The organism is Pseudomonas sp. Ag1, assembly GCF_000278565.1.
In the GTDB taxonomy this organism is placed as follows: domain Bacteria; phylum Pseudomonadota; class Gammaproteobacteria; order Pseudomonadales; family Pseudomonadaceae; genus Aquipseudomonas.
The window spans coordinates 1-1,283 of the sequence record NZ_AKVH01000011.1 but is presented as its reverse complement, the minus strand read 5'-3'; the positions used below and the strand labels follow the sequence as shown (position 1 = coordinate 1,283).

The following is a 1,283-nucleotide window of genomic DNA, read 5'->3' as shown; positions in this document are numbered from 1 at the left end:
TACAACCATGCGGTCGCACACCACAGAAGATGCTGGACTATGCGATCAAGGACGGAGACATTGTCGCTGGAGGGCTCAGTCCCATCATCGACGATCCGATTCCGACAGCTGACGATGTCTGGTCTCGAATCGCACATGCACCTACTGTGGACGAGTTTTGGGATCTTGTTCGAGAGTTGGCACCGCGAACGCTGTGCTGCAACTTCAACTCCCTGCGTGCATATGCCGAATGGCACTATCGACCCCCGGCTGTTGAGTATCAACACCCCCCGTCCGTTCGACTTAGCACTGCAGGAGTTCCGGAACTCGATGAATGGGTACGTGACAACCTGTCTGGAACTGGTAAGTCCATAGTCCGTTAACCCTGACCCTAACCCTAACCCTAACCCTAACCATTGACCCTAACCCTAACCCGTCGACCTGACGTCGCGCGACGTCAGGTTGGTAAAAGCAGTGGTCGCTGACTCTATTGGTAGCGGGACGTCCTCGAAGCCTGATCCTGTGGGGTGAGACACGGCTTGGCAAGACTTTGTGGGCACGTTCATTGGGTCGTCACATCTATTGCTGCCTGCAGTTCAACGTCGATGACGTCAAAGCCAACATCGACGACGCGCAGTACGCKGTGTTGGACGACATCCAGGGGAACTTTCAGTTTTTCCCCGCCTACAAGGGCTGGCTTGGCGCGCAGGAATCATTCACAGTCACTGACAAATACCGTGGCAAGACCACCATCACGTGGGGTCGACCCACCATCTGGCTGATGAATGAAGACCCAGAGGAGGTGGGGCACGTGGATCTCAATTGGTTGCGCGGGAATTGTACGATAGTTCATCTCACCCAGTCTCTCATTGCCTAGTCTAGCGTTCATGCCAATAGTATGTTCCCTCCGGTGACCACTGCATCGAAGCATTGCCACCAGCTGCGGGAACTGCGAGGTACACGATGTCGTAAACATACAGATCACCCATTCCAGGCTTCCCTGCAACCGACACGAACGACCCGGGTGCAGGCTGAGCTCCACCCTGCTCATCCTCGTCATAGATCAGGTTTTTTCCGGTGCGATGCCAAAACCGGAAAGTCCGAGAGTACCCACTCTCGTTCCGCGGGTTGAACGTGAAGGTSCGATCGTAGAGCGGGGTAATGCGTGACGTGTCCGATTTAGCCGTGAACTCCGAGGACCAATCAAGGCCCTCGGTTCCATCCCACACGATCCTGCGAATTTCTTGCTGTTGATCACTGGTTGGCTGCGCAATTAACCGAACCATGTCGCATCCCTCCGGGTC

Annotated in this window: 1 protein-coding gene; it reads right to left on the bottom strand. The window is 55.2% G+C overall.

Annotation, left to right across the window (positions count from 1 at the left end):
- Positions 1 to 857: 857 nt before the first annotated feature.
- A partial coding sequence (locus A462_RS34730) for a hypothetical protein (protein ID WP_008430066.1) occupies positions 858 to 1,283 on the bottom strand: 426 nt, incomplete at its 5' end.